The organism is Streptomyces sp. DH12 (genome assembly GCF_020873895.1).
In the GTDB taxonomy this organism is placed as follows: Bacteria; Actinomycetota; Actinomycetes; order Streptomycetales; family Streptomycetaceae; genus Streptomyces.
The window spans coordinates 1-743 of sequence record NZ_JAHWGT010000252.1 but is presented as its reverse complement, the minus strand read 5'-3'; the positions used below and the strand labels follow the sequence as shown (position 1 = coordinate 743).

General features: G+C 65.1%; 1 pseudogene. It reads left to right on the top strand.

Features of this window, described 5'->3' with window-relative positions:
- Positions 1-319: 319 nt before the first annotated feature.
- Positions 320-743: pseudogene (locus LPA54_RS33845) on the top strand (hypothetical protein); the annotation flags it as partial.

Sequence of the window (743 nt, the reverse complement as noted above, 5' to 3'; positions counted from 1 at the left end):
GTATCTTACCAGTACGCCTGGCGGAGGATCATGCCGGTCCACACTCCGACACGCGCCATACGTCACACCCCCTGCACCTGGCTCGAACTGGATGCCGACGAGAATAAAACCTGCTAACCGGTTTTTCAATCCCCCGTCCGATCCTGGCATATGAAGCGGAACACCCCTTATCAACTGCTGTTTCGCCCGCAACTACCTTCGAGAGTGTGACCTAGGTCACTTGATAGACCACCAAAGTGCCTTGAAAAGAAAACCGGTGGGTTCGTATCTTTACGGCCGTGTGCTTCCCACTGTCGTCGAACGACCACACGGAGAGAGCATGACCGTACTGACCATCACCGAGGCATCCCCGGTCGGCGCCATTCCGGCGGCCTGCCCCCGGCCGACCGGCCCGCACGGCAGCAGCACCGAGGCCGGAGGCAGTCTCCCGGCGCCGGCCCAGCAGTCGCCCACCGTCACCGACCTGGTCCGGCTGCTCTTCGAGGGCGACGACCAGCGCCGCGTGCACGGCCCCTGGCGCGAACTGATCGCCGACGAATCGTTCCGTCACAGAGAGGGGCTGTCACCCGCCGAACACGCCGCGCTCTCCTACGAACGGCTGCACGCGGTGAACCGGAGACTCGAGCGCGCCGAGGACCTGGCGCGCGACCCACGGCTCCTGGCAGGGCTCCACGAGTGGGCGGCGATCGTGCACGGCGGCGGGGGCCTGTGCACGCTCGCGAGCATCCACTACAACCTCTTCC